We start from the raw sequence: 20,230 nt of genomic DNA on the forward strand, positions 1-20,230 counted from the left end.
GTTTCTGTCGATGGCATGCGGTTGCAAGATATTTCGCGCTGAATCAGGGGTTTCTGCCCTTCGGTTCTGCAGCGCAGCAGCGTAAAATTTCCACCTTTGACGCGTCGAGTGGACGGATGGCTGCTGCGAACGAGAACGAACCCGGTCATCCGGAGGTGCGCACCGAGGGCAGCACGGACGCACTGCCGCTGGCACCTTCGATGAGCGCAAGCCTGGAGGCGGCACGCATGCCGCGCCGCTCGACCCTGGTGGACAGGCGCGTGTTGCGGATCACCGCCGTATCGGTGGTGTTGGGTGCACTGGCGGCGCTGATCGCGAAACTGCTGACCGCATTGATCGGGCTGGTGACGAACCTGGCGTTCTACGGCCGCTGGTCCACCGCATTCTCGTCGCCGGCCGATGCGGTGCCGCACCTGGGTTGGTGGGTGGTGGTCATTCCGGCGGTCGGTGGCGTGATCGTGGGCGTGATGGCGCGCTGGGGCTCGCGCGCGATCCGCGGCCACGGCATCCCCGAGGCGATGGAGCAGGTGTTGCTCAACGAATCGAAGATCCCGCCGCGGATCACCTTCCTGAAGCCGATCTCCTCGGCGATCGCGATCGGCACCGGTGGTCCGTTTGGTGCCGAGGGCCCGATCATCGCCACTGGCGGTGCGCTGGGCTCGTTCGTCGGCCAAGTGCTGAAGGTGACCGGCAGCGAGCGCAAGGTGCTTTTGGCGGCCGGTGCGGCGGCCGGTATGGCAGCGGTGTTCTCCGCGCCGATCGCGGCGGTGGTGCTGGCGGTCGAGTTGCTGCTGTTCGAGCTGCGCCCGCGCTCGCTGATCCCGGTGGCGCTGGCCTGTGTGGCTGCCACCGGCGTACGTTACGCGCTGCAGGGATCGGCGCCGGTGTTCCAGATGCCGGTACTGGCCGCGCCCGGCGGCATGGCGTTGCTGCTCTACGTGATCATTGGCGCGATCATCGGCGTGGTCAGCGTGTGGACCACGCGAGTCGTGTACGGCATCGAGGACCTGTTCGAGAAACTGCCGATCCATTGGATGTGGTGGCCGGCGCTCGGCGGCCTGGTGGTGGGCCTGATCGGTTACTACGCGCCGCTGACGCTGGGCGTGGGCTATACCAATATCGAGAACATCATCAATGGCCGGCTGACCCTGGCGACACTGGCCTTCCTGTGCATGATGAAGTTTGTGTCGTGGTCGATCGCGCTGGGCAGCGGTACCTCGGGCGGTACGCTGGCGCCGCTGTTCACCATTGGCGGTGCGCTGGGTGCCTTGATCGGCCTCGGCATCGTGGCGGTGGCACCGCAGTTTGGCGTGGATCCGCGCATTGCTGCGCTGGTCGGCATGGCGGCGATTTTCGCCGGTGCCTCGCGGGCGCTGCTTACCGCCGTGGTGTTCGCGTTTGAGACCACCGGCCAGCCGGCCGGTCTGCTGCCACTGCTCGGCGGCTGCACCGCGGCCTACCTGATCTCGGCACTGATGATGCGCAACACCATCATGACCGAGAAGATCGTTCGTCGTGGGGTGCGCGTGCCGTCCGAATATGTGGCCGACTACCTCGACCAGGTCGGCGTGGGCGAGGCCTGCACGCGCGATGTGGTGACCCTGCGCTCCACCCAGGCGTTGGCCGAAGTGCGCCGCTGGCTGGCCGAAGAGGCGCCGGAGACGCAGCACCAAGGCTATCCGGTGCTGGACGAGAATGATCGCGTGCAAGGTGTGCTGACCCGTCGGACCCTGCTAGATCCGCAATGGCATTACACCTTGACCCTGGGCGAGTTGATGACGCGGCCGTTGATTGCGGTGAACGAGAGCCATTCATTGCGCGAGGCGGCCGACCACATGGTGGCCGAGAGCGTGGGCCGACTGGTCGTGCTGAGCAAGGACGAGCCGCATACGCTGATCGGCATCATCACCCGCGGTGACCTGCTGTCCGCGCATGGCCGTCGTCTGCGCGAGGCACGCAAGTCTTCCCGTCATCTGCGCTTCCGCGATGGCCTGAAGCCGCGTCCCGTGGCGTAATTCCGCGAGAGCTATCCAGCAGAAATGAAAAACGGCCCATATGGGCCGTTTTTCGTGATGGCGGCGCGCGGCCGCCGGCTTACATCACCTGGTCGCCGATCAGCACCACATCGGCCGGTCGGCGCGCAAACAGGCCCACGGTGACGATGCCGGGCAGCTGGTTGAGCTCGCTCTCCAGCGCGGCCGGATCGGCGATCTGCCAGCCGTGCACGTCGATGATCCAGTTACCGTTGTCGGTGACCACGCCGTCGCGCCATACCGGCTGGCCGCCGCGCTTGACGATCTCGCGGCCGATCAGGCTGCGCGCCATCGGGATCACCTCGATCGGTACCGGGAACTTGCCGAGCAGGTCGACCCGCTTGCTGGAGTCGATGATGCAGACGAATTTCTCGCTCGCCGCGGCGACGATCTTCTCGCGGGTCAGCGCGGCACCGCCGCCCTTGATCAGGCGCTTGTACGGGTCGCACTCGTCGGCGCCGTCGATGTAGATCGTCAGCGGGCCGGCGCTGTTGAGGTCGAGCACCGGAATGCCCAGCCGCTTCAGCTGCGCGGTGGACTGCTCCGAGCTGGATACCGCGCCCTGGATGCGATCCTTCAGGTCGGCCAGCGCCTCGATGAAGAACGCCACGGTGGAACCGGTACCGACGCCGACGATGGCGCCGTCCTCGACGTAGCGGATCGCAGCCTCACCGGCCTGGCGTTTTTCGTTCGGGTTGCTCATGAGATCGGTTCCGTAAGGTGGTTTTGTGCAGGACGCGGCAGCAGGTTCTGCTTATTCCAGCGCGAGGATGTATGTCCAGTCGGCGGCGTCGACCGGCATCACCGACAGCCGGTTGCCCTTGCGCAACAGTGGCATCTCGACCAGTGCATCGTGGCCCTTGAGTTCGTCCAGGCTGATCGTGCGCTTGAGTTTCTTGACGAATTTCACGTCGACCAGCATCCAGCGCGGATTGTCGCGCGAGCTGCCCGGATCGAAGTACTTGCTCTTGGGATCGAACTGGCTGGGATCGGGGTATGCATCGGTGGCGACCTCGGCGATGCCGACGATGCCGGGCGTGGCGCAGTTGGAGTGGTAGAAGAACACCTTGTCGCCGGGACGCATGCCGTCGCGCATGTAGTTGCGCGCCTGGTAGTTGCGCACGCCGTCCCAGGCTTCGCGCTTTTTGCGCTTCAGGTCGTCGATAGAGAACGCATCGGGCTCGGATTTCATCAGCCAGTGGTTCATGGTTTGGTCTCACTGTTTTGACGGGCGAGGGTGCAGTCGATCAGTTCGCGTTCGGTGGCGACGAAATCGAGCGGGACGTCCCAGGCTTCTTCTTCGACTTGCGGCAATTCCTGGAACGCGTAGGCGATACCGACCAGCAGCGGCTCGGTCGGGCGCACCTGCTCGTTGAGAAACGCGAAGCTGCGGTCGTAATAGCCACCGCCGTGGCCGAGCCGGTTGCCGAGCCGGTCGAAGCCGAGCAGAGGCACCAGCACCAGATCGAGCTGAAACGGCTCCAGCAGTTCGCGTGGCGCGACCGGCTCGGGGATGCCGTAACGGTTTGGCTGCACCTCCTCGCCGGACTGCCACGGCGCGAAGCGCAGGCGCTTCCCCTTGCCGATCACCGGCAGCAGGAACTGCTGGCCGCGCGTGGCCAGCGGCGGGATCACCAGGTTCAGCGGCAGCTCGCCATGGCTGGCCCAGTAGCCCGCCACACGGGCATCGGTGAGGTATTCAGGCAGCTGTTCAAGGCTGCGGCGCAGGCCCTGGGCGGCGGCGATGCGCTCGGGCGGCTTGAGGGCGCGACGCTGGTCGGCCAGGCGCTGGCGAAGCTCGCGTCGTTGGGCGGTGGCGTCCACGTTTCGCGCGTCTCCATCGAAAAGCCGCCCCGTTCATCGCGGGACGAACGGGGCGGGGAATGAGTGGCGTCAACCGCGATGCCGCTGCCCACCAAACGACCTTGATCCAAGATGGATCAGGTGGGAGAGCTACATGGTCTCAAGGCTTTCCGCACGTGGCGGACATGCACAACAACCGATGTGAAGCCGACCCGGGGCCGTATTTAGGAACAAGGCAAATGTAAGAGTGTGCTGGCGCACATCACAGAAAACGCCGGAGATCATTCTAGGCTCTTGGCCTGAAATGCGCCACTGATGGATGTGTCGTGGTCACTCCATCGTGTCGTCTGTTCAGCGACTCAGCGTTCGCTGTCGAGTGCGGCGTCCAGCTTGCGTCGCAATGTCGCAAGGCCTTCGCTGAGGCGTTGTTCCTGGCCATCGTGCTGCTTGCGCAGGGCCAGGAATTCATGGGTGACGCTGATCGCGGTCAGCACGGCGAGGCGCTCGAAACTGGGCGCCCTGGCGTTCGCACGCAGTTCGCGCATCTTGCGGTCGAGAAAACCGGCTGCCTCGAGTAGCCCTTCGCGCTCTTCGGGTGCGCAGGCAATCAGGAATTCACGATCGATCAGCCGCAGCGCGACAGGTTCACTGACAGGTGTGTTCATCAACCGTTGCTCTCTAGCGATTTCAGCCGCTGGATCATGGCTTCGACGCGGCTGCGTGCCTGCTCGTTGCGCGCCAGCAGGCCTGCGCGTTCACCGGACAATTGCTCCTGGCTCTGGCGCAGGCTGCGGTTTTCCTCGGTAAGGCGCCGCACGGCATCGAGCAGCCGGTCAAGCTGCTGACTCAAGGTAGCCAGCTCCTGATGGACCTGGCCGGACTGGACGTGATCGGGCGTGCTCATGCACGAAACTATAACAGGACGCCGACGGAAGTCAGCCGGTCGGTGACATGGTCGGGTGAGAGGCATGGTGGCTGCATTAAACTGGCGGACATTCCTTGAAGGAGCACCGCCATGACGGCTACCGGGCCTGTCGGCCACGACGATATCGATGCGCTGATCATGCGCTTGCAGCTGGGTACCGAGGCCAGCGAACTGCATGGTTCGCTGTGCGGCTATCTGGCCGGCGGCGGCTCCCTGCACGGGACCTCCGTGCTGGCCGCGCTGCAGCTCGACGGCGAGGTCACCGAGCCGTCGGCGAGCGACGAGGCGCTGCTGGAGCGCCTCGCCCGGCAATGCGCGACCGAGCTGGCTGATCCCGAGCTCGGCTTCGAGCCGCTGCTGCCGGAGGATGATCGCCCGCTGGCCGAACGGGCCGAGGCGATGGTCGACTGGTGCCGGGGGTTTCTCGGCGGCTTCGGCCTGGCTGGCACATCAGCACATGCGCAACTGTCGGAGGAGGCACAGGAGATCCTGCGTGACCTGGGCACCATTGCCGGCTCGTCGTTCGACTTCGGCAGCGAAGAGGAAGATGAGGATTCGCTGATCGAGGTGCAGGAGTTCGTGCGGGTCGGTGCCATGCTGCTGCATACGGAATGTACCGCGCATGATGGGTCTGCCAGCGACACCGTGCATTGATTCCGACCGCACTCGGGCTGGCTGCGCTGGCGATCGCGCCGGACGAGTTCGCGCGTCGCCGGCGTCAGCTGATGCAGATGGCTGGCGAGGACGCAGTGGTGCTGATCGCTGCGGCGACCGAGCGCATGCGCAATGCCGACGCGGCGTGGCCGTATCGACAGGACTCGGACTTCCACTATCTCGGTGGTTTTCCCGAAGCCGATGCGGTGCTGGCGCTGCTGCCTGGCCGCAAGCACGGTGAGGCGGTGCTGTTTTGCCGTGAACGTGATCCAGCACGAGAACGCTGGCACGGCCAGACGATCGGTACCGAACGCGCGGTGGCCGAATACGGCATGGATGACGCGTTCCCGATCGAGGACATCGACGACATCCTGCCCGGGATGATCGAGGGCCGCGGTCGCGTTTACTGCCACTTCGGTCGTGAACCGGAATTCGATGCACAGCTGCTTGGGTGGATGCGCAAGCTGCGCCAGTTGCGTGGCGGCGGCGTGGTGCCGAAGGAGTTCGTCGCGCTGGGGCATCTGCTGCACGATCTGCGACTGTACAAATCGCGCGCCGAACTGAAGCTGATGCGCGCGTCCGCCGCGATCGCGGTCGAGGCGCATCTGGCAGCACTGCAGGCGGCCACACCCGGGCGCCATGAATACGAGGTCGAGGCCGAATTGCTGCGGGTGATGCGCGGCCGCGGCGCGGTGCCGGCGTTTGCGCCGATCGTTGCCAGCGGCGCGAATGCCTGTGTGATGCATTACCAGGCCAATCGCGCGTTGCTCAGGGACGGTGATCTGCTGCTGATCGATGCCGGTGCCGAGCTGGACTGCTATGCGTCCGACATCAGCCGCACGTTTCCGGTGAAAGGACGCTACAGTCGCGAGCAGCGCGCGTTGTATGACGTCGTGTTGACCGCGCAGCTGGCGGCGATCGACGAGGTGCGGCCCGGTCGCCCATTCAGTGCCGCGCACACGGCGGCGGTGCGGGTGCTGGCCGAAGGCCTGTGCCAGCTTGGCCTGCTCAGGGGCGATGCCGACACGGTGATCGCCGAAGGCAGCTACCAGCGTTTCTTTCCAGCCAAGACCGGTCACTGGCTCGGGCTGGACGTGCATGATGTCGGTGATTACCGTGTCGACGGCGAGTCGCGCCTGCTCGAACCGGACATGGTGCTGACGGTGGAACCGGGCCTGTATGTGGCGCCGGACGATCGAAGCGTGGCCGAGCGCTGGCGCGGCATCGGCATCCGCATCGAGGACGATGTGGCGGTGACTCGCGACGGCAACGAGGTACTCACCGAAGCGATGCCGAAACAGGCCGAAGCGATCGAGGCGCTGCTGGCCGCGCGCTAGCTCAGCTCATCCGGCAACTCGGCATCGCCGCGTTGCCGATTCGCCTCATCGGTGGCATGCACCTCGTACCACATCGCATTGAGGATGGCGAAGGCACAGGCCAGTCCCAATCCAAGAATCCAAGAGAAATACCACATGTCAGCAAACCTCCAATCGTGCCAGCTGTTGTAGGAGCGGCTTCAGCCGCGATTCCCCAGTCATACGAGTTGTGACAATTCAATAGCCACCGTGCACCTTGCGCACCTGTTCCAGGGTGACGCGTCCGCGCATCACGCGGTACACCCAGCTGGTATAGAGCATCACGATTGGCAGCAACACGGCAGTGACGATCAGCATCAGCTGCAAGGTGCCGTGGCTGGAGGAAGCGTCCCACACGGTGAGGCTGGAACGCGGATCGAGGCTGGACGGCAGCAGGAACGGGAACAGCGCGAAGCCGGCCGACGCGATCGTGCTGCCCACCATCAGGCTGCTGGCGATGAAGCCGGCAACGCTGCGCCGGCCGATCAACGCCTGTACGCCGACAGCCGAAACCAGCGCCAGCACCGGCGCGATCCAGAACCACGGATAGAGCATGTAGCTGGCAAACCAGCTGCCGCCGACGGCCACCTGCTTGCACAGCGGGTTGGAGGCACCGTCGGTCAGCGCCGGGCCGGCGATCGCGTAGCCGGGAAGGTCATAAGCCACCCACACGCCGGCCAGCACGTAGAGGACGGCATAGATCAGCGTCATCCAGCGGGAGATCTTCACCGCGCGCGCCGCGATCGCGTGGTCGGCCTTCAACGCCGCCCAGCAGGCGCCGTGCGCCAGCAGCATGCTCAGCGAGACCAGACCGCACAGCAGCGCGAATGGATGCAATAGCTCGAAGAAACCGCCATGCCAGCTCATGCGCAGGTCGTCGTCGAACTGGAACGGCACGCCGAGGAACAGGTTGCCGAATGCGACACCCGCAATCAGCATGACGACCACGCCGGAGCCGGTGAGCACCCAGTCCCACAACGATGCCCAGCGCGGGTCGTGGATCTTGCCGCGGAAATTGAAGCCGACCGGGCGCAGGATGAAGGCCAGCAGCACCAGCGCGATTGCCAGATACATGCCTGAAAACGACACCGCATAAAGCATCGGCCACGCCGCGAACGTCGCACCGCCGGCCAGGATGAACCACACCTGGTTGCCTTCCCAGGTCGGCTCGATGCCTTCCAGCAGCACCAGCCGTTCCTCGTTGTCGCGACCCAGGACCTTGAGCAGGCCGGCGACGCCGAAATCGAAGCCGTCCATGATCGCGAAGCCGATCAGCAGGGTGCCGAGCAGCGCCCACCAGATCACCCGCAGCGTGGTGTAGTCGAGCATGGTGGTGTCCTCAATGGGCGGTAACGGTGGGTGGGACGATGGGCGGCCAGATGCCCAGGCCGTCCGGCCCCTTGCGGATGAATTTCCGAATCAGCATCACGTCGACGATCGCCAGTGCGGTGTAAAACAGCACGAAGCCGCCCAGCGAAGTGAGTACCTGACCGGCACTGACCGAGGACACGCCGAGCGCGGTCGGCAAGACACCTTCAATCGCCCACGGCTGGCGGCCGTATTCGGCGACGATCCAGCCCAGCTCGACCGCCAGCCATGGCAGCGGCAGGCTCCACAGCGCCAAGCGCAGATACCAGCGCTGGCTGTCCAGCTGGCGCTTGCTCGCCTTCCAGAACGAGAACGCGAACAGCGCGATGAAATAGAAACCGCAGCCGACCATGATGCGGAACGACCAGAACAACACCGGCACATTCGGGATGGTGCTGTCGGCCGCCTGCTGGATATCCGCTAACGTCGCCTGTCGCGGGTCGTCGACGTACTTCTTCAGCAGCAGGGCGTAGCCCAGGTCCTGATCATGAGCGGCGAGAGTGGCCTTGGCCTGCGCGTTGTCCTTGTCCTGGCGCAGCATCAGCATCGCGTCGTAGGCCTGGATGCCGTTGCCGATACGGTCTTTGGCGGTATCCACCAGCTCTGCGATACCGGGCATCGTCTGGTCGGTCGAATGGGTGCCGATCAGGCCCATCACCCAGGGAATCTTCACCGCAAAGTGGGTAGTGCGTTGCTGCACGTCAGGGATGCCGACCAGGGTGAACGACGCCGGCGCCGGCTCGGTGTGCCACATCGCCTCGATCGCGGCCATCTTCATCTTCTGGTTCAGCGACACGGTGTAGCCGGATGCGTCGCCCAGCACCACCACCGACAGCGCCGCCGCCAGGCCGAAACTCGCTGCCACCGTCATCGAGCGTTTGGCGAAATCCACGTTGCGCCCACGCAGCAGATACCAGGCGCTGATTGACAGCACGAACATCGCGCCCATCACGTAGCCGGCGCTCACCGTGTGCACGAACTTGTCCTGCGCCACCGGGTTGAACAGCACATCGGAGAACGAGGTCACTTCCATCCGCATCGTCTGTGGGTTGAATGCTGCGCCGACCGGATGCTGCATCCACGCGTTCGCGACCAGGATCCACAGCGCCGATAGGCTGGTGCCCAGTGCGAGGAACCAGGTCACCAGCAGATGCTTGATCCGCGAGATGCGCTCCCAGCCCATGAAGAACACGCCGACCAGGGTCGCTTCGAGGAAGAACGCCATCAGCCCTTCGATCGCCAGAGGCGCACCAAACACGTCGCCGACGTAATGCGAGTAGTACGCCCAGTTCATGCCGAACTGGAACTCCATCGTCACGCCGGTGGCCACGCCCATCGCGAAGTTGATGCCGAACAGCACGCCCCAGAACTGCACCATGCGCTTCCACACCTCGCGCCCGGTCATCACGTAGATGCTCTCCATGATGGCGAGCATCCACACCAGGCCCAGCGTCAGCGGCACGAACAGGAAGTGGTACAGCGCGGTCAGCGCGAACTGCAGGCGCGACAGCGTGACGACATCGGTATCGATGATCATGGGTGACCTGCATATGGTGTTTGCGCGGTGGGTGCCAGCCGGTGCGCGATCGCGTCCGGACTGGTGTCGGGTTTCGGTTGCGGTGCGAACGCCACCCACCAGATCAGCATCAGCAAGGCGATCTTCAGTGCAATGACGCCAAACAGCTCCAGCGTTAGCCGGGGTAACGGGCGGCGCGGCAGAACGTGGCGATCCGGTTCGATAGACGATATGGACATGCGGCGACCCCGTGCATCACATGTTTACCGAGAATACGCTCAGCTTGCGTCACTGTCGTGCGCAGTAATGCCGCAGCCTGCGTCAATCTGCGCAATCCCGCGACGCAGCCCATGCCAGACGGCCTGGTCGGATGCATGGCCGACCCGCACCAGCAGCGTGTCCTCGCCTACCTGAAGTAGTGGCTCGTCGGTCAGGAGGATCGTTGATCCTGAGGTCGCCAGGCCCGGTCAGCCGTGATGGGCGAACGCATCACGGGTAAGGTTCTCCGGCGCGCCACCGGTACACACCACATCGTCCTCGATGCGGATGCCGCCGTACTGGCGGAACGCATCGACTTTCGCCCAGTCGATGTCGGCCGATACCGGCTTGTCGCGCAGTTCGGCCAGCAGCATGTCGATGAAGTACAGGCCCGGTTCGATCGTCACCACCATGCCCGGTTCCAGCACGCGGGTCATGCGCAGGTATGGGTGACCCTCCGGGCGTGCAATGCTGCCACCGTGCTCGCTCTGCTGGAAGCCGGCGACGTCGTGCACCTGCAGGCCGATCGGATGGCCGAGGCCGTGCGGGAAGAACGCGCTGCTCACGCCTGACTCCACCGCGCTCTCTGCACTCATGCGGATGAAGCCGTGCTCGCGCAGCACCCCGGCGAGCACGTGGTGAGCGTGGATGTGCAGTTCGGGATAGCTCTGCCCGGCGCGCACCATGGCGACGAAGCCTTGCTGGGCGGCATCGACGCTGTCGATCAGTGCCTGGAATTCCGCCGCCTGCGGCGCGGCGTAAGTACGCGTGATGTCGCTGGCGTAACCGGCTGCGCTGGCGCCGGCATCGATCAGGAACGAGCGGCTATGTGCCGGCGGCGTGCGGTCGAAATGCGTGTAGTGCAGCACCGCGCCGTGTTGGTTGAGCGCGACGATGCTCGAGTACGGCAATTCGGCATCGGTCTGGCGCGCGGCGGCAAGATAGGTCAGGTGGATGCCGAACTCGCTGCGGCCGGCACGGAAGGCAGCTTCGGCTGCACGATGCGCGCGCGCACCGATGCGGCTGGCCTCGCGCATCAGTGCCAGTTCGTAAGGTGTCTTGTAGCTTCGATGCCAGTGCAGATAGTCGAGCACCGGTTGCGGGTTGCTGGTCTCCAGGCTGTCGATGCCGGGGCAGGCCGCGGCGATTACCGCGCGACTGCCGTCTGGCAATAGCACGATGGCTTCCGCTGCGCTGCGCACGATGGTGATGTCGAAGTGTTCGACCCAGTAACCATGTGGCGCGGCCGGTACCACGTGCCAATAGTCGCGCGGCTGCACGAAAATCAGCCGCGGTTTCTGGCCTGGCGTGTAGGCAATCCAGCTGCCCGGCGCGTCGGTCAGCGGCAGCCAGTGCCTGAAATGCGGATTGGCGACGAACGGGTAGTCCTGGTCATCCAGAAATTTGCGTAGCGGGGTACCGGCGGCGATCAGCAGATGGTCGAAACCGCCAAGCACGAGTGTGCGGTCGGCGCGTTCGCGCAGAGTGGCCAGATGCGAGGGATAAGACGCGGCGAGCTGATCGTGCATGCGGGTTCCTGCAGCAGTGGCGGTGCTGGTCGTGGATGCGGGGGCAGCGGCAGGGACATCTGCCGTGCAGGCACTCTCACGCCGTGCCCGGACTGCCTCTAATGGTGTGGGATGGGGGCGACGGCGTTCATGATCGCGCGCCGTCGTTGTCACTGCCAGTGTCAGTTCTGTGCCAGCCAGCTCTCGAGCCGGGCGGCGTCGCTGTCGCTGATCGCCACGATGCGGTAGCCGGCCCAGATCTGTCCGGAACTGGCAGCGGCCTCATGCCATTGTTCCTGGATGCCGGCTTCGATCGGCTGCGATTGCGTCAGCATCCGGCCTGATCCGGGCAGACTCATGCTGACTTGGTAGATCGCCTCGCTGCGCGGTGCCTGCGCACAGATCAGCAGCATGCCGGTGCTGGAGAGATTGCCCAGGTGGCCGATCGGCAGGCCACTGATCACGTCGGTCACGATGGCTGTGACGGCGGCATGTTTGCGCTCGGCACGGCGTTGGTTGCTGATGTTGTTCGGCGGACTCATCGTTGGCCGGGCTCCTGCGGAACGGGATGATGTGCGCTGGCCGACTGGCGCAGGTTGCCGGTCAGGCTGCGCCAGGCGCGGTCGAGCAGGCCTTCGCGCTGCACGGGTACTTCGCAGGCTTGGCCGATGGCTATCTGGTGGGCCAGCTCGGACAGGCTCATTTCCTCGCCACGCTGGCCGCGTCGGCTGACCAGCAAGCAGCGACCGGACATCTTCGAATACCAGGCCAGCTTGCGTCTTGCGAGCTGGCCGCTGACTGGGTCGACGAATTCAAACCAGCTGCCGAACGGCAATTCGCTGAGACGCTTCTCGATGCGGCGATCGCGCGGACTCGGTTCCGGTGTTCTTGCAGGATGGGCAGTGGCTGCCTCATGCGGAGCGGAGTGCTTGGATTCGGTCGGGGGCGCCGATGAGCCGGGGTGCGGGTCTGGATGTGGTGCGGGTTGCTGGGTCGAATGCTGCTCGCCGAGGCGCTGGTGCTGCTTCAGACGGAGCGCAAGATCGGTGGCGCTGGGCAGGTCGGTCGGCGGATCGGGCTTCTCCGTCCCGAGCAGCCGTTGCGCTACCTGTTCCGCTTCCTCGGCGTGCATGCCGATCTGCTGCAGACCGTTCTCCACGTTCTGCTGCAACTGCAGCCGGTCACCTGTTGGCAGGCGGCCGAGCAGCTGGTCGGTGATCACGAGCTGCTTGCCGAAGGCCTCGCTGTCCTCGCCATGGCGCAGCAGGGTCAGTGCCAACACGTCCGACCAGGCGCGGTCCAGCAGGGCACGCAGCAAGCCGCGTGGCGGCGCCAGCGCGAAGCGTTCGGCCATCAGTTCGCCAGCACGATGGCGTGCCTGGTCCAGTCGCTCGCGCCCTTGTGCGGCTTCGACATGGCGGCGTTCTGCTGCCTGCGCCTTGCGCGCGAGCAGGGCCAGATGGTGCTCGATGTCGGCGAGCAAGGTGGTGTACAGGCCGGCGCTCGGCGGTTCCTGGCTGGCGCGGGCGACCAGCTGCTCGAGCTTGTTCGCCAGCGGCCGATTGCTTTCGTCGTCGCTGCCGTCGAGCCAGTCGTTGGCGGCGGCGGTCACCGTGTCCAGCAACTTGCGTGCCGGATGCTCGCGCTTTTCGAAGAAGCCCTTGTCGGCAACCGCCATGCGCAGCACCGGCAACTGCAAGTCGCCGAGCAGGTTGTGCGCATTGCCACCTTGCTGGAGTTGCTGGCCGAGCTGCTCGAACAACATTGCGACCAGTTCCACGGTATCGCCCTGTTCGCCGGTCAGCTGGGTATGCGGGGCGCCGCTGGGCTTGCCGAGATTGAGCTGGATCAGCAGTTCCTCGCGCAGGCGCTGGGCACTGCGCAGCTCGCGACTGGCCTGACCGGTGACCTGGGCCAGATGTTGCTGCAATGCCCCCAGCGCGGATTGCAGTTCGTCCGGGCTGGCGAGCTGTCCGCCAAGTTGCCCGGCGAGGTTGCCCTGATTGGCGCGCTGCTGCGCCAGCAGGTCGCGCAATGACTCCAGTACTTCGATCGAGCCGCCGGAGCCGCTGCTGCTGCCAGCTCCGCTGGTGGTATGTGCCGTTTCGACTGTGGCCTCTGTTTCCGTGGGAGCAGTCCGAGGGCCTGTCCGTTTGGTGATGCTTCGTGGAATGGGGATGCTGCGCAGTTGCGGCAGGATGCCATCGGCCTGCAGTTGCGCATTGATGTTGTCGTAAAGGGGGATCAACGGCTGGATCAACCACTGGTCAAAACTTTGCAGCAGCAGTAACTGATGTGCCGGCGGCAACTGCAGCTCGGCACTGGCCTCGTGAAACGCCAGGCTCAGCGCATGCGGCCCCAGTGGCAGCTTGGCTCCTTCCAGTGGCGGCGTGCCGACCAGCACGGCCAGTCGATAACCGAGTTCGTACAGCACGCTGCTGTGGCGCGCTTCGCCACGCGCACCCAGCTGATCCACCGCCATCGTCAGCTCCTGTTCGACTGGATCGAGCAACTCGAGCGACTGCCAGGACTTCTTGCTGGCAGCGTCCGAGGAGGCTGGCACTGCAGCATGGGCCTCCTCCAGTGCGTTGAAGGCCGCAGCGAGCCTGACGAGGAATCGCTGTTCGAACTGGGTTCGGTCCTGCAGCACGCGTTGCCGGCTGCCGTAGAAGTCCTGCTGCTGGACATGCTGGCGCGCACGTTCGGCCTGCGCGAACAGCTGTTGTTCGAAATCGCCCAGGCAGCGCCGCAACGGCTCGTGCAGGCCATCCACGCAGAGCTTGAAGCTTTCCTCGAGCAGCCGCTGCGCACGCGCAGGCCAGTGTCCGCTGGTCAGGCGGGCAACCTGATGGGACGCAGGCGAGCCGCGTCGATCCTGTCCGACATCCATGAAAGAACCCGTCTATATCCCCCGATGTCGCAAGTCTATGCCGGTTGCCACGGGTATGCCATCGCCGCTCGCGGTGGGCTCAATCGAGAAAACTGGCGATCACGTCGTTGAGAAAACGCTGGCCCAGTGCGGTGGTGCGCAGTTGCTGCGGATTGTCGTGCAGCCAGCCGCGCTGCCGGCCTGCAGCCAGTGATGCGGCGATGTGATCCGGCGCCAAGCCGGTGCGCTCTGCGAAGTCCGCCGTCGGCACGCCGTCGATCAGGCGCAAGGCATTGAGCATGTACTCGAACGGCAACTCGGCCGCGCTGACCACGCTGTCACCCCCGATGCGTGCCGCACCGCCAGCCGCATCCAGGTAAGCGCGCGGATGGCGGGCTTTCCAGCGCCGGTGCACCTGGCCGCTGGTGGCATCGCTCAGCTTGCCGTGTGCACCGGCACCGATGCCGAGGTAATCCCCGAAGCGCCAGTAATTGAGGTTGTGCGTGCAGCGCCGGCCAGGCAGGGCATACGCGGAGATTTCGTACTGGCCGTAGCCGGCGGTGGCGAGGCGGGCTTCGCAGGCTTCCTGCATGGCCCAGGCGTGATCGTCGTCCGGTAGTGGCGGTGGGTTGGCGGCGAACGCGGTGTTCGGCTCCACCGTCAGCTGGTAGTGCGAGATGTGCGTGGGCTTGAGCGCGACCGCGCGTTCCACGTCCGCCAGCGCGCCATCCAGCGTCTGCTGCGGCAGCGCGTACATCAGGTCGAGGTTGATGTTGGCGTAGCCGGCGTCCTGCGCCGACTTCACCGCGGCCTCGGCTTCGCCAGACGAATGAATGCGGCCGAGTCGCCTCAGCTTGTCGTCGTCGAAGCTCTGCACGCCGAACGAGATGCGGTTGACGCCCGCAGCCAGGTAACCGTCGAAACGACCGTGCTCGATCGTGCCCGGGTTGGTCTCCAGGGTGATCTCGGCGTCATCAGCCAGCGGCAGGCGCTCGCGCACGCCATCGAGCAGGCGCGCGATCAGTTCGGGCGCGAACAGGCTCGGTGTGCCGCCGCCGAAGAAGATACTGACAATCGGTCGCCCTACGAGCGCCGCGCCAAAGTCGGCGCGGTCGGCATCCAGATCGGCGAGCAGGTGATCGATGTAATCGGCGTACGGTGGCGGCTCGCTGCGCAGGCCGTGCGAATTGAAATCGCAGTACGGACACTTCTTCACGCACCATGGCATGTGGATGTACAGCGACAGCGGTGGCGCGACGAGGCTCATGCGCGCAGTTCGCGCAGCCGAGCGTGCAGCAAGGCGAGGGCCTGTCCGCGATGGCTGAGCTTGTTCTTCAGCGCGTCGTCCATCTCGGCCACGCTCTGTGCGCAGCCTTCGGGCAGGAACACCGGGTTGTAGCCGAAGCCGCCGCTGCCGCGTCCTTCGGCGAGGATACGGCCGTGCCAGCGTGCTTCGGCGATCAGCGGGGCCGGGTCGTTGGCGTGTTGCAGCAACACCAGCACGCAGATGAAGAACGCGCCGCGCTGTGCCGTTGGCACGCCATCGAGTTCGCGCAGCAACTTGGCGTTGTTTGCCGCCGCATCGCCGTGGCCGCCGTTGTAGCGCGCCGAGTACAGCCCCGGCGCGCCGTGCAAATGGTCCACGCACAGGCCCGAGTCATCCGCCAGCGCAGGCAGGCCGCTGGCCTGCGCGGCGTGGCGTGCCTTGAGCAGGGCGTTCTCGACGAAGGTCAGGCCGGTTTCCTCGGCGTCTTCTATGCCCAGGCTGGCCTGGGGAATGACTTCGAGGCCACTGTCGGCCAGTAGGGCGCCGAATTCCTTGAGCTTGCCCGGGTTGCTGCTGGCTAGGACGATGCGCGGCATCGTGCTCAGCCCTGCGCCAGTGCTGCGCGCTGTGCCACCACCAGTTCGCCGATGCCTTTCTCGGCCAGTGCCAGCAGGGCATCCATCTCGTCGCGGCGGAAGGCGTGGCCCTCGGCGGTGCCCTGCACCTCGATGAAACCGCCGCCGTCGTTCATCACCACGTTCATGTCGGTGTCGCAGCCGGAGTCTTCGACGTAATCCAGGTCGAGCACCGGCATGCCCTGATAGATGCCGACCGAGACCGCGGCCACCGCGCCGATGATCGGGTTGCGCTTGAGGTTCTCGCGCTTCATCAGCAGGCTCACCGCATCGGCCAGGGCCACATAGGCGCCGGTGATCGCTGCGGTACGGGTGCCGCCGTCGGCCTGCAGCACATCGCAATCCAGCGTGATCACGCGTTCGCCCAATGCCTGACGGTTGACGCAGGCACGCAGGCTGCGGCCGATCAGGCGCTGGATTTCCATCGTGCGGCCGCCCTGGCCGCCGCGCGCGGCTTCACGCTGCATGCGGGTGTTGGTGGCCCGTGGCAGCATGCCGTATTCGGCGGTAACCCAGCCTTCACCCTTGCCGCGCAGCCATGCCGGCGCGCGATCCTCGATGCTGGCCGTGCACAGCACGCGAGTGTCGCCGAAGCTCACCAGCACCGAACCTTCGGCGTGGCGGGTGTAATGGCGTTCGATGCTGACGGTGCGCAGTTGGTCGCTGGCGCGACCACTGGGGCGGGTGACGGAATTCATGGGGGTGGTTCCTGGCGTCGCTTGGCCGGATTGGGCAAGGCGGGACGGGAGAGTTTACCATTGCGCTCTTTCCCCACGTCCGGACGGCGCCACAATGATCCGCAGCATGACGGCTTATGCCAGTGCCGAAACCACCGGTCCCGCCGGCACGCTCAGCTGCGAGCTGCGCACGGTCAACCACCGTTATCTGGAGCTGAGCCCGCGCCTGCCGGATGATCTGCGCAGTTTCGAGTCGCAGTTGCGCGAGCGGATCGCGGCGAAGCTGTCGCGCGGCAAGCTCGACATCACGGTGCGCCGCACCGGCGATGCGCGCAGCGAATCGCTGCAGATCAACAACGCGCTGCTGTCCCGCTTGTCGGAACTGAATCTGGACATGCTTGCGCGCTTTCCCGGCATGCAGGTGCAATTCACGGAGTTGCTGCGTTTCCCCGGCGTAATGCAGCAGGCCGAACTGGATCCGGAAGCGCAACAGGCCGCCTTGTTCGATGTTCTCGATCGCGCTCTCGATGCACTTACCGCCACCCGCGAACGCGAGGGCGAGAAGCTGGGCGAGATCCTGCGCGACAAGCTGGATGCCATCGAGCGCGTGGTCGCCGACGTGCGCAGCTGGATGCCGGAGATCCGCGCCGCATTGCGCACGCGGCTGGACACGCGCCTCGCCGACCTCAAGCAACCGGTAGAGCCGGGTCGGTTGGAGCAGGAACTGGTATTGCAGATCACGCGCACCGATGTGGACGAAGAGCTGGATCGCCTCACCACGCATATTGGCGAAACGCGGCGGGTACTGGGGTTGAAGGAGCCGGTCGGCCGCCGGCTGGATTTCCTGATGCAGGAATTCAACCGCGAGGCTAACACCCTCGGATCCAAGTCGGTCGATGCGCGCAGCACCAATGCCGCGGTCGAGTTGAAGGTGCTGATCGAGCAGATGCGCGAACAGGTGCAGAACATCGAATGATGTCGCAGGTCGCTGCCGTCAGGCTGCCTACTTCCGGTTGATACGCGCAACGTCGGCAGGAAGATGAAAAAGAAAATGGCGCCCGTATGGGCGCCAAGGTGAGTCCTTTCGGTGATACGCACGAGGTTGCCCGGTGTCTCCATTCCACGCGGCACGCCGCACTGGCCATGCTGCCGGGGCATCCAGCCGGCTTGAGCAACCTGATGAGAAGGTTATCGGGATGGTTCCTCAGGTAAACCTGTAGGATCTACCAGTTGATTTGCTGAGCCGGGATTTGCCAGTACACATCGAACTGATCAGAGGATTCCCAGCAGCAGGGCTTTCGCAACGGCCTGCGTCTTGTTGGCGACGTTGAGTTTGGTCAGGCTGCTTGCGATATGGAACGTTACCGTGCGTTCGGAGATGCCCAAGATCTGCCCGATCGCATCGGCCGTTTTCCCCGCGGCACTCCATCGCAGCACTTCGCTTTCACGGGCTGTCAGCTCGCAGCCGTGTTCAGGCACGAGTTTTTGGATTTCTGCAGTCCCGATCAATCCATGGATGACATGCGATAGCCAGACCAGTTGCATTTCCGTCTCGGCCAGTTCGGATGAGGTCACTGTCTCATGTGATCGTGCCAGAGAAAGCATCCCGGTCGTCATGTGCTTGCCGTGAGTGGCCAGCGCCCAGCCGTGCCGTATTCCATGGGCACGTGCCTCTTCCCAGAAGGCTGGTTGGCTATCGAAGAGATCGGCCTTCCAAACTACAGGAGACAGCTCCTGCGATGCCCGTTGGATGAGCGGGTCGATTTCAAGATATTGATTCGCGAAATAGTGCTCCAGCCAATGCGCAGGATATGTGCTGGCCCATGTGACACCTGGACGTGACAAGGGAAAGGGTACGCGCAGGACGTAAGAGCAATATTCGAAGCCCAGGTCGTTGACGATGACAGCAAGTTCTCTCAGAACATCGGCGGATGATCCCGCCGATGAAGTGAGTCGATTCAGGCAATCTTCGCGCCAAGCATTCACTTTTATAGCCCTGTGTCATCTGCAAAAACTGACAGTTGGTCGTCTTGCGAGGCTGGGGTTACGGTAGGCCTCGGGGGTCACTGAAATCTTTATAGGAAGTGCCGTGAGCTCATTATTTTCGTGTGCTATTTCTCCGGAAAACTCGCTTGATGGCTATATACGCCTTACGTTTGATGCGTTTTCGAGTCTGCATTTCCGGCGGAAGCTGGCATGGGAAGACAAGGATCTTCAGCAGGACCTTATCGTAGAGGATGTTCCTGCCTCCTGCGCGGGGTATTGCGAGTGGGCGACCGATGGCGCGCTTCCGGTCAGCATCGGATGGGCCTGGTTCGGGGTAGCCGATGGGCGACGGTTTATTGCGCCCGGCGGGATAAGCAGCAATGTCATGCTCGTAACGCAGGCCAGTTACGACCTTGGCACGCACAGGACCGATGAACTGTTGCGTGCATGGTTGTCTGGCGAAAGCTGGCAAAACGACGAAATCGAGCATGGCTTCCGAGCCATGCGATAGCTCCTCTTGGGCAGGCATTGTCGATGACGTTGCCGACCATTGCAGTACGCCGCCCGATTTCGTCCGGGAAGTTCCGTACGCTGAACTTTCTATAGTCACAACTGTAGAAGCCTACAGTTATCGTCCGGTAAAAATCATCCTTCAATGCCGTTATTCCGAATTGGCGGAGCTACGGCAAATGTTGACGATGACGGCTGGCAGGGGGAGTCAACTTTCACCTGACCTCGAGGTGGCGCTCGCCACTTACAGATACGAAGTGTTTATAGAGACGCTGCACTGGCAGTTGCCGGTTGAAAATGGACTGGAACGCGATCAATTCGATCGGCCGGATACGTTGTACGTCATTGCACGGGACGCGCGTGGATCGGTATGCGGATGTGCCCGGTTGTTGCCCACGACCCGGCCATATCTACTTGATGAAGTCTTTCCAGGTCTCATGAACGGTGCACCTGCACCTCACGCACCGGATGCCTGGGAGTTGTCGCGGTTTTCCACGAAGGCCATCGCTGAAGAAGGCACCCCTCCCCGCGAGGAGGCCAGAAGGCGCTTCTGCGCATTGTTTGCTGCAGTGGTCGAGGCGGCCATAGAGCAGGGCGCTTCCCGGTTGATCACCTTCACGGCCATGGGTGTGGAAAGGATTCTCAGAAGCATCGGCATGCATGCGCACCGTGTCGGACCACCGCAGTTGATCGATGGCGAGCCTGTGCTGGCCTTGTGGATCGAGTTGGATGATCAGACACGGCGCGCGCTCCAGCTTCCAGAGACAGAATCAACAGGCATACCACATTAGGGCCTCGTTTGAAGGCATCCCCATCTGACGGTGCGGCCCGGATGGTGCAAGCACAGGTCTGCGAAGGATGCACTG

The 20,230-nt window shown here is 64.3% G+C and carries 22 protein-coding genes and 1 other RNA gene; 6 read left to right on the plus strand and 17 right to left on the minus strand.

The features are described from left to right. Nucleotides 1-116: 116 nt before the first annotated feature. Nucleotides 117-2,015, plus strand: coding sequence for a chloride channel protein (locus B0E50_RS09560; protein ID WP_077440975.1), 1,899 nt, complete (start codon nt 117-119; stop codon nt 2,013-2,015). Between the two features lie 79 nt (nt 2,016-2,094). On the opposite strand, the gene rpiA is transcribed toward B0E50_RS09560, so the two are convergent. The 6 genes from rpiA to B0E50_RS09590 form a co-directional block, all read right to left on the minus strand. Further along, on the minus strand, nt 2,095-2,736 hold the full coding sequence (rpiA, locus tag B0E50_RS09565) for a ribose-5-phosphate isomerase RpiA (RefSeq protein ID WP_077440976.1): 642 nt from the start codon (nt 2,734-2,736) through the stop codon (nt 2,095-2,097). 51 nt (nt 2,737-2,787) lie between these two features. Beyond that, nucleotides 2,788-3,240 (minus strand): EVE domain-containing protein, encoded by a 453-nt coding sequence (locus B0E50_RS09570; protein ID WP_077440977.1) that lies wholly within the window; start codon nt 3,238-3,240, stop codon nt 2,788-2,790. Continuing rightward, on the minus strand, nt 3,237-3,857 hold the full coding sequence (locus B0E50_RS09575) for a 5-formyltetrahydrofolate cyclo-ligase (protein WP_077440978.1): 621 nt from the start codon (nt 3,855-3,857) through the stop codon (nt 3,237-3,239). Before B0E50_RS09575 ends, B0E50_RS09570 begins: the two co-directional genes overlap by 4 nt. A 66-nt stretch (nt 3,858-3,923) precedes the next feature. After that, a non-coding RNA gene (gene ssrS / locus B0E50_RS09580) (6S RNA) lies at nt 3,924-4,110 on the minus strand. Nucleotides 4,111-4,195: 85 nt separating this feature from the next. Continuing rightward, nucleotides 4,196-4,501 (minus strand): cell division protein ZapA, encoded by a 306-nt coding sequence (gene zapA / locus B0E50_RS09585; RefSeq protein ID WP_077440979.1) that lies wholly within the window; start codon nt 4,499-4,501, stop codon nt 4,196-4,198. After that, nucleotides 4,501-4,740, minus strand: a complete 240-nt coding sequence (locus tag B0E50_RS09590; protein ID WP_077440980.1) for a TIGR02449 family protein — start codon at nt 4,738-4,740, stop codon at nt 4,501-4,503. Before B0E50_RS09590 ends, zapA begins: the two co-directional genes overlap by 1 nt. A gap of 111 nt (nt 4,741-4,851) precedes the next feature. Between B0E50_RS09590 and B0E50_RS09595 the strand changes: the two genes are divergently transcribed. Next, complete coding sequence (locus B0E50_RS09595) at nt 4,852-5,415, plus strand: UPF0149 family protein (protein WP_077440981.1); 564 nt, start codon at nt 4,852-4,854, stop codon at nt 5,413-5,415. Then, complete coding sequence (locus B0E50_RS09600; protein ID WP_077440982.1) at nt 5,412-6,752, plus strand: aminopeptidase P N-terminal domain-containing protein; 1,341 nt, start codon at nt 5,412-5,414, stop codon at nt 6,750-6,752. The genes B0E50_RS09595 and B0E50_RS09600 overlap by 4 nt, the downstream gene beginning before the upstream one ends. On the opposite strand, the gene cydX is transcribed toward B0E50_RS09600, so the two are convergent. From cydX to rph, 10 genes are all read right to left on the minus strand, one after another. Then, nucleotides 6,749-6,889, minus strand: coding sequence for a cytochrome bd-I oxidase subunit CydX (gene cydX / locus B0E50_RS09605; protein WP_077440983.1), 141 nt, complete (start codon nt 6,887-6,889; stop codon nt 6,749-6,751). The two genes, B0E50_RS09600 and cydX, sit on opposite strands and share 4 nt — an antisense overlap. A gap of 79 nt (nt 6,890-6,968) precedes the next feature. Further along, nucleotides 6,969-8,099: a cytochrome d ubiquinol oxidase subunit II gene (gene cydB / locus B0E50_RS09610; protein ID WP_077440984.1), complete on the minus strand. Its 1,131-nt coding sequence runs from the start codon at nt 8,097-8,099 to the stop codon at nt 6,969-6,971. A 10-nt stretch (nt 8,100-8,109) separates the two neighbouring features. Next, nucleotides 8,110-9,675: a cytochrome ubiquinol oxidase subunit I gene (locus B0E50_RS09615; protein ID WP_077440985.1), complete on the minus strand. Its 1,566-nt coding sequence runs from the start codon at nt 9,673-9,675 to the stop codon at nt 8,110-8,112. After that, nucleotides 9,672-9,893, minus strand: coding sequence for a cytochrome oxidase putative small subunit CydP (cydP, locus tag B0E50_RS09620; protein WP_077440986.1), 222 nt, complete (start codon nt 9,891-9,893; stop codon nt 9,672-9,674). The genes B0E50_RS09615 and cydP overlap by 4 nt, the downstream gene beginning before the upstream one ends. A 228-nt stretch (nt 9,894-10,121) precedes the next feature. Next, nucleotides 10,122-11,441 carry a Xaa-Pro dipeptidase gene (gene pepQ / locus B0E50_RS09625; RefSeq protein WP_077440987.1) on the minus strand — a complete coding sequence of 440 codons (1,320 nt, stop codon included), beginning with the start codon at nt 11,439-11,441 and terminating at the stop codon, nt 10,122-10,124. Between the two features lie 161 nt (nt 11,442-11,602). Next, nucleotides 11,603-11,962 carry a pilus assembly protein PilZ gene (locus tag B0E50_RS09630; protein ID WP_077440988.1) on the minus strand — a complete coding sequence of 120 codons (360 nt, stop codon included), beginning with the start codon at nt 11,960-11,962 and terminating at the stop codon, nt 11,603-11,605. After that, the gene (locus tag B0E50_RS09635; RefSeq protein WP_077440989.1) at nt 11,959-14,310 is read right to left on the minus strand and encodes a DUF1631 family protein; all 2,352 of its coding nucleotides are present in this window, start codon (nt 14,308-14,310) and stop codon (nt 11,959-11,961) included. Before B0E50_RS09635 ends, B0E50_RS09630 begins: the two co-directional genes overlap by 4 nt. Nucleotides 14,311-14,389: 79 nt before the next feature. Beyond that, complete coding sequence (gene hemW / locus B0E50_RS09640; protein ID WP_077440990.1) at nt 14,390-15,556, minus strand: radical SAM family heme chaperone HemW; 1,167 nt, start codon at nt 15,554-15,556, stop codon at nt 14,390-14,392. After that, nucleotides 15,553-16,152: an RdgB/HAM1 family non-canonical purine NTP pyrophosphatase gene (gene rdgB, locus B0E50_RS09645; protein ID WP_077440991.1), complete on the minus strand. Its 600-nt coding sequence runs from the start codon at nt 16,150-16,152 to the stop codon at nt 15,553-15,555. The genes hemW and rdgB overlap by 4 nt, the downstream gene beginning before the upstream one ends. A gap of 5 nt (nt 16,153-16,157) precedes the next feature. Beyond that, nucleotides 16,158-16,889, minus strand: a complete 732-nt coding sequence (gene rph / locus B0E50_RS09650; protein WP_077440992.1) for a ribonuclease PH — start codon at nt 16,887-16,889, stop codon at nt 16,158-16,160. A gap of 94 nt (nt 16,890-16,983) precedes the next feature. Here rph and B0E50_RS09655 point away from each other — a divergent pair, with 94 nt between their 5' ends. Continuing rightward, a complete protein-coding gene (locus B0E50_RS09655; protein WP_077440993.1) occupies nt 16,984-17,844 on the plus strand; it encodes a YicC/YloC family endoribonuclease in 861 nt (286 codons plus the stop codon). 296 nt (nt 17,845-18,140) lie between these two features. On the opposite strand, the gene B0E50_RS09660 is transcribed toward B0E50_RS09655, so the two are convergent. Next, on the minus strand, nt 18,141-18,854 hold the full coding sequence (locus tag B0E50_RS09660) for an autoinducer binding domain-containing protein (RefSeq protein WP_077440994.1): 714 nt from the start codon (nt 18,852-18,854) through the stop codon (nt 18,141-18,143). 103 nt (nt 18,855-18,957) lie between these two features. Here B0E50_RS09660 and B0E50_RS09665 point away from each other — a divergent pair, with 103 nt between their 5' ends. Next, nucleotides 18,958-19,365, plus strand: coding sequence for a DUF4902 domain-containing protein (locus tag B0E50_RS09665; protein WP_168170856.1), 408 nt, complete (start codon nt 18,958-18,960; stop codon nt 19,363-19,365). Beyond that, a complete protein-coding gene (locus B0E50_RS09670) occupies nt 19,343-20,155 on the plus strand; it encodes an acyl-homoserine-lactone synthase (protein ID WP_305775356.1) in 813 nt (270 codons plus the stop codon). Before B0E50_RS09665 ends, B0E50_RS09670 begins: the two co-directional genes overlap by 23 nt. Nucleotides 20,156-20,230 lie beyond the last annotated feature (75 nt).

The sequence above is a fragment of the Rhodanobacter sp. C01 genome, from assembly GCF_002001045.1.
Taxonomy (GTDB): domain Bacteria; phylum Pseudomonadota; class Gammaproteobacteria; order Xanthomonadales; family Rhodanobacteraceae; genus Rhodanobacter.